Source organism: Mycobacterium gordonae (genome assembly GCF_001417955.2).
In the GTDB taxonomy this organism is placed as follows: Bacteria; Actinomycetota; Actinomycetes; order Mycobacteriales; family Mycobacteriaceae; genus Mycobacterium; species Mycobacterium gordonae_B.
This window is the reverse complement of sequence record NZ_LKTM01000080.1, coordinates 1-6,125: the sequence shown is the minus strand read 5'-3', so window position 1 is coordinate 6,125 and position 6,125 is coordinate 1. Positions and strand designations below refer to the sequence as shown.

At 64.8% G+C, this 6,125-nt stretch carries 5 protein-coding genes; 2 read left to right on the top strand and 3 right to left on the bottom strand.

Annotated features, from left to right (window positions below):
- Positions 1–653: 653 nt before the first annotated feature.
- Positions 654–1,016, bottom strand: coding sequence for an ArsR/SmtB family transcription factor (locus AO501_RS09605; protein WP_055577504.1), 363 nt, complete (start codon positions 1,014–1,016; stop codon positions 654–656).
- A gap of 94 nt (positions 1,017–1,110) precedes the next feature.
- Here AO501_RS09605 and AO501_RS09600 point away from each other — a divergent pair, with 94 nt between their 5' ends.
- Positions 1,111–3,114 (top strand): heavy metal translocating P-type ATPase, encoded by a 2,004-nt coding sequence (locus AO501_RS09600; protein WP_055577503.1) that lies wholly within the window; start codon positions 1,111–1,113, stop codon positions 3,112–3,114.
- Positions 3,115–3,363: 249 nt separating this feature from the next.
- Here the strand turns inward: AO501_RS09600 and AO501_RS09595 are convergent, their stop codons facing one another.
- Together AO501_RS09595 and AO501_RS09590 are read right to left on the bottom strand one after the other, a co-directional pair.
- A complete protein-coding gene (locus AO501_RS09595; RefSeq protein ID WP_055577502.1) occupies positions 3,364–4,707 on the bottom strand; it encodes an MFS transporter in 1,344 nt (447 codons plus the stop codon).
- A 126-nt stretch (positions 4,708–4,833) separates the two neighbouring features.
- Positions 4,834–5,226, bottom strand: coding sequence for an ArsR/SmtB family transcription factor (locus tag AO501_RS09590; RefSeq protein ID WP_055577501.1), 393 nt, complete (start codon positions 5,224–5,226; stop codon positions 4,834–4,836).
- Between the two features lie 502 nt (positions 5,227–5,728).
- Here AO501_RS09590 and AO501_RS09585 point away from each other — a divergent pair.
- Positions 5,729–6,125 (top strand): AAA family ATPase (locus tag AO501_RS09585; RefSeq protein ID WP_156452436.1); only part of this gene is annotated, 397 nt, incomplete at its 3' end.

The window sequence follows — 6,125 nt, the reverse complement described above, 5'->3', positions numbered from 1 at the left end:
TTCACCCGCCATCGGCAACCCACGTCCGATTGCAGCCCGAGGCCTTCGGCCTCAAGTCGCCTCCATACCGTCTAGCCCTTCGCCGACGTGCGGAGGCGGAGCAAACGAGCAGCGCAGCCCTCGCGTTCTCCTTAGCGGGCGTTGCAAAGTGCCTGTCTCACCCCTGTGATTTTCAAGGGCCTGACCCAGGCCTGTCCCACCCAATTGGTTTACGTTGTAAACGCGTGTCAGGATACCGTACCCCTGAAGGGTTTGTTATGTAAATGGTAGTAAGGCAACCGCCACGATCCCGCATGATCTTCGGTACAAACCGATACCGGCCCGGACACCGACGCAGACGAGCCTGATTCGTCCGCGGACGGGCAGATCGGCGAGATGTCGAACCGGAACGTCATCTGCCTGTCCTACGTCATCGCCGGGGGAGCTAGTGACGGTCTGCGTCAATCTCTGAACGGCGGCTGCAAGGCGGCGGCTGACACAGTCAAGCATCCTGGATCACCGTTGGGACGCTCAGCTAGGGGAGAGGTAGCGAGAGGGTATGGGAAGTCGATCGGTTGGAGGGCGTCACCTGCTTGGTCCATGTCAGCGAGATCTGAATACCCCGCGCTCAGAGACAAGTACTCCCCATTCGCGATTCGCTATTTCGCGGCGGGTCAGGCGGTGACAGCTGGGTCGTCGCTGATCTCGCTGCCGAGGTGTTCGATGTGGTAGACGGCTTCGTCGAGCAGCATGGCGACGTGGGTGTCGTAGAGGCTGTAGACCACGGTCCGGCCCTTGCGAATGCCGGTTACCAGGCCCAGAGCGCGCAGCAGCCGCAGTTGATGCGACACCGCGGACTGTTCCATCTCGACGGCGTCGGACAGGTCCGAGACCGAGCACGCGCCGTGTCGCAGCCGGGTCAGAATCCGCAACCGGCTTGGTGTGGCCAATGCCTGCAGCGTGGCCGCCACCGACGCCGCCGAGTCGGCGTCTAACTGCGCGGGCGGGGTGGACCTGCCTTCTACTCCATGACCCATGATCATCATCTTATCAACGTGCACGAATGAAGACCTCTTCATGCAATCCTGTATGGTGGTGAGGATCCCGACCCGTGCTCTCAAAGGTAGTTCGATGTCATCTCAGGTGCTCGACCGTGACGCCGTCGGCGCCGCCGGCGGCGATGGCGCCGCTATCCGCACGCGGGCGTTCGCGCTGCCCGAGGTGCGGTGGGCGGCGGTGGCCACGGTGTTGTTCGCGCTTGGTTTGGCCGCCCAATATGGCGGTGCCCCGATCTGGGTCTGGTGGGCGTTGTATTTGGCGTGTTATGTCACCGGCGGGTGGGAACCGGGGCTGGCCGGTGTACAGGCGTTGCGGAACCGCATGCTGGATGTGGATCTGTTGATGATTGTCGCGGCGATCGGCGCGGCGGCGATCGGGCAGGTCCTCGACGGCGGGCTGTTGATCGTCATCTTCGCCACTTCCGGTGCGCTGGAGGCGTTTTTGACTCAACGCACCGCCGACTCGGTGCGCAGCCTGTTGAACCTGGCCCCCGAGCGCGCCACGGTGATCACGGCATGCGGCCAGGAGGACGTGGTGGATGCTGCGGCCCTGGCGGTGGGCGATGTGATTGTGGTGCGCCCGGGGGAACGCATCGGCGCCGACGGGCAGGTCACCTCCGGTGCCAGTGAGGTGGATCAGGCCTCGATCACCGGTGAACCGCTCCCGGTCGCCAAACGGCCCGGCGATGAGGTGTTCGCCGGCACGTTGAACGGCACTGGGGTGCTGCGGGTGCGGGTGGACCGCGCCGCCGCCGACACTGTGGTCGCGCGCATCGTGGCGATGGTGCAGGAGGCCTCGGCCACCAAAGCCAACGCGCAACTGTTCATCGAGAAGGTCGAGCAGTACTACTCGATCGGGGTGGTGGTAGCCACCCTTTTGGTGTTCGGTGTTCCGCTGGCGCTGGGCGCCGCGGTGCAATCGTCGCTGTTACGGGCGATGACGTTCATGATCGTGGCCTCACCTTGTGCGGTGGTGCTGGCGACCATGCCGCCCTTGCTGGCTGCGATGGCCAACGCGGGCCGGCACGGGGTGCTGGTCAAATCCGCGGTCGTGATGGAACAGCTTGGGTCGGTCACTATGGTGGCGTTCGATAAGACCGGCACCCTCACCCGCGGCACACCGCGGCTGTCTGACCTCCGCCCTCTCGTCGGCGGCGGCTTGGACGCCGAGGGGCTGCTTACCCTGGCCGCGGCCGCCGAACACCCCAGCGAGCATCCTTTGGGCGCCGCGGTGGTGGCCAGTGCCGCCGATCGCGGGTTGACACTGCCGACGGTCGAGGCGTTCGAATGTGCTCCGGGGCGCGGCGTGCGCGCGGTGGTCGAGGGCCGCCGGGTCGCGGTGGGCAGCCCGGCGCAGCTGTTGCGCGCCGGTCCCGGCGGCGCGAATTCGGGCCGGGTCGGCGCGGTGGTGGCCGGGTTGGAAGCCGAGGGCAAGACCGCGGTCGTGGTGCTCGTCGATGACATCGCGGTCGGCGTGTTGGGACTCGACGACCAACTCCGTTCCGAGGCCGCCACTACGGTGGCCGCGTTGACCGCGCTGACCGGCACGACACCGATGCTGTTGACCGGCGACAACGAGCGCGCGGCCACCGCGCTGGCCGTGCGGGTCGGCATCGACGACGTGCGCGCGGGGTTACTGCCACAGGACAAAGTCGCCGCCGTGCGCGAACTCGATGACAGCGGCCATCGGGTGCTGCTAGTCGGCGACGGCGTCAATGACGCCCCGGCGTTGGCCGCCGCGCACACCGGAATAGCCATGGGCCGGGCCGGCTCCGACCTCGCCCTAGAAACCGCCGACGCCGTCGTCGTCCGCGACGAACTGGCCACCATCCCCAAGGTCATCGCGTTGTCGCGACACGCACGCCGCGTCGTAATCGCCAACCTGGTCATCGCGTCGACCTTCATCACCGTGTTGGTGTTATGGGACCTGCTCGGTCACCTACCCCTGCCGCTGGGCGTCGCCGGACACGAAGGCTCCACCGTCATCGTCGGCCTCAACGGAATGCGGCTCCTGTCCCGCCGCGCCTGGCTGTCCCCGTCCCGGTCCCCCGCGGGTCGCGATGAGCGGCCGGCCTGACCTGTGGTCGGCCGTCGAGTCGGTGCACCTACCTCAGTACAGTCACACCGCGGTCACTGTCGGCAGCAGCATCATCGTGGTCATAACAGTTCTGATGACCGTGGCTGTGCTCGTGGCCTCATGGTCGTATCGAAGAGCTGGATGACTCGTCGGCTTCACCGTCACAGGCCGCCGGCGGGCACCGCGACGAGACTGAGCCATCAGGGGCTACCCGCGAAAGCCAGACGATGAAAGAGCTTGGCTAGTTAGCTATTTTGTGGGCTGTGGCCAGCGAAGGTGGTCTTGGTCGATGATGAAGGTGTGGGTGTGCTGCATACGGCCGCTCTCGAGGGCGGTGGCGTCGTCGAGGTGTTGGTGATCGGTGCTGGCTAAGTCGTGGGTGTGAGTCAGTTCTTCAGGATCGCGGCGCGGCCAGATCAGCAGCGCAGCGACCGCTCCCACAGCAGCAATCGCCCCCAGTATGGTCCAGGCTGTGATGAAGCCGGCCAAGGTGGCGACCCAGCCTGCGATCGGATAGGTCAGCAGCCAGCACAGGTGCGACAGCGAGAACTGCGCGGCGAACACCGCGGGCCGATCCGCCGGAGTTGACGAGCGGCGCAACACTCGGCCTACCGGGGTCAACACGAGGCTCATTCCGGCCCCGATGACTAGCCAGATCACCAAGGCCGCGCTCCAGCGTTGATCTGCGTGGGTCGCGGACAGGCCGATCGCGCTGGCAGCACCGAGGACCAGCAGCGCCGCGCCGGCCATCATGACGATTCGCTCGGGCACCCGGCGCAGCGTCGGTGGCAGCAGCAACGCCACGATCATCGTGCCGGTCCCGGAGGCGGCGAGCAGCCACGCGACATCAGCTTGAGTGCGGCCCAGTGCGTCGCGGACATAGTTGACCGTGTTGACCATGACGATCGACCCGGCTCCGGCCACGACCAGATCCAGGGCGAGCACCCCCCGCAGCCGTGGGGTCGCGGCGAAGATCCGGATCCCGGCCGCCGTCTTTTCCCAGGCGCTGGCGCGTAGGTTGGGAGTCGCGTCAGGGATCCGGCTGCTGATCACCAACGCCGCCGAGATCAAGAACCCGATCACCGTCCCGACGAACAACCAATGGAAGCTGATCACCGTCAACAGCAACGCGGCCAACACCGGGCTGAGCAGGCTTTCCATGGTGGAGGCAAGCTGGGACGCGGAAAGCGCTGCGGTGTAATCGGATTCATCGGTCACCACATCAGGGATGACCGCCTGAAAGGTCGGGGTGAAGGCTGCCGACGCTGACTGCAACATCGCGATCAGCACATAGATCTGCCACACCTGGTCGATGAACGGCAACGCCACGACTACCGTTGCCCGGGTCACATCCAGGCTCACCAGCATCAGTCGCCGCGGGAACCGGTCAGCATGCGCTGCAGCGACCGGGGCCACCGCCACATAGGCGATCATCTTGATCGCCAACGCCGTTCCCAGCACAGCGGCCGCGTCAGCACCAGCCAACTGATAGGCCAACAACCCCAACGCCACCGTGGTCAGCCCCGTCCCGAACAACGCGACCACCTGGGCGGCGAACAAACGCCGGTAGTCGCGGTAGCTGAACAACGACATGCCAGTTCTCTCCTGCTTCGTCAGGCCACGACGGTGCCATCACCGTTGAAACCCATTGCGGGGCAACCAGTCCCGCGATGGGGAAATCGTCCGCCAAAAAACCAGCGGCGCGCTGGGGCAACCTGGCTAGTTCTGGGCTTTCTTGGCCGGCCGTCGGGTCAGAGGGTGCACGGCAGCATCGGCGCGATGATGCGGCGGAACGCCCTGCCCGGCATGCTCGGCGTTGAACACCGCGTCGGTAACCAACTGGCGGACATGCTCGTTTTCCAGGCTGTAAAAAATGGTCGTGCCCGATCGGCGAGTGCACACCAACCGCGCCATACGCAGCTTGGCCAGATGCTGAGACACCGACGGCGCAGGCTTGCCCAACCGCTCGGCCAACCCATTGACCGACAACTCCTGACCAGTCAACGCCCACAACAGCTGAATCCGGGTCGGATCGGCCAGCATTCGGAACACTTCGACGACAAGGTTGGCGTGCTCGTCATCCAAACGCCGCCGTGCATTACCTGCATCCATACGCAGATACTAGCCTGCGCAGGAAGGCAGCGCTATCCCTTGGGAAGGTGTGCCTCGTTGCTGCCGATGTTGAACGCGCGCAGCGCAAGTCGTGAGCTTCGGTTCTCATGCTCACATGAGTGTTATCCCGGGGGCGCCCTTGGGCGACGTTGTACCCGCGCAACTGACTGAAATCGGCGAACTCGGCTAGGTATGTCTGGTTCGGAGTGTGTTGGTGTGAAATACGGTGTCATCGACTAAGCGGACGTAACCGCTTTGCGGTACTTATAGACGTTGTCGATGTCGGTCCAGAAGTGGCCGAGTGTCCCGTTCATGGTTTCACAAGGTTTCCTACCTCCGGAATCGTCGCATTAACAAGGGCTCCCGCCATTGCCGACACGACGCGTGAGCGGATGTCTTCACTCTCAGCCGCCCGGCCCGGCCCGGCCTATCCTATGCTAACTGACTGATTCGGTTAATGCTATGTGACTGATTAGCTGCCTGCTAATTGTATGATGGGGCTATGCGGTATGTCAGGCGCGTCATCGACGGCGACTTGGACGAACTATTCGGGCAAGTACCTGCGATTGCCATTGACGGACCCAAGGCAGTAGGGAAAACGACGACAGCCGAGCAGCGAGTCGTCGGCGTGATGAGACTCGATGCGAAGCCTAACTATGAGGCCGTGCACGCTGACCCGGGTCTCCTGGTGACCCGGCCGCGGCCATTGCTCATCGACGAGTGGCAGAAGGTTCCCGAGGTGTGGGATGTCGTCCGCCGCGCTGTGGATGACGACCCGTCTGGTGGCCAGTTTCTACTTGCCGGCAGTGCTTCACCGCGCCACGGGGCGACGGCCCACTCCGGCGCGGGGCGTATCGGGCGGCTGCGCATGCGCCCGATGACGTTGTCAGAGCGGGGGA

Coding starts and splice junctions, on each gene's coding strand:
- AO501_RS09605 (WP_055577504.1), bottom strand. CDS start 1,016: ATGGGTCATGGAGTAGAAGGCAGGTCCACCCCGCCCGCGCAGTTAGAC.
- AO501_RS09600 (WP_055577503.1), top strand. CDS start 1,111: ATGTCATCTCAGGTGCTCGACCGTGACGCCGTCGGCGCCGCCGGCGGC.
- AO501_RS09595 (WP_055577502.1), bottom strand. CDS start 4,707: ATGTCGTTGTTCAGCTACCGCGACTACCGGCGTTTGTTCGCCGCCCAG.
- AO501_RS09590 (WP_055577501.1), bottom strand. CDS start 5,226: ATGGATGCAGGTAATGCACGGCGGCGTTTGGATGACGAGCACGCCAAC.